Raw genomic sequence first — 255 nt, forward strand, 5'->3', positions numbered from 1 at the left:
AAGCTACTATACTTTATATACAATTAAGTGGAGGAAGTAGTATATTAGATAAACCTAATTTATTAGGTGCTATTTATGGTTATGCAGATATTGCTGTAGGAAGTGGTTTAGTAGGAGTGCATAAAAACCCTTTAAGAGAACAAGAGATTAAAACCTTAGCTAAGACTTTAAAACCTGATGAATTTGGTATGCTTCCTTTTATAGATGAAATTATGGGAGTAGATTGGGTGATTGATTATAATAAATATAGAATTG

Annotated in this window: 1 pseudogene; it reads left to right on the forward strand. The window is 29.8% G+C overall.

The features are described 5' to 3' along the window. Positions 1–255 (forward strand): annotated as a pseudogene (locus tag KAR67_RS09520) (hypothetical protein); the annotation flags it as partial.

The sequence above is a fragment of the Campylobacter sp. JH32 genome (assembly GCF_017846535.1).
GTDB lineage: Bacteria > Campylobacterota > Campylobacteria > Campylobacterales > Campylobacteraceae > Campylobacter_D > Campylobacter_D coli.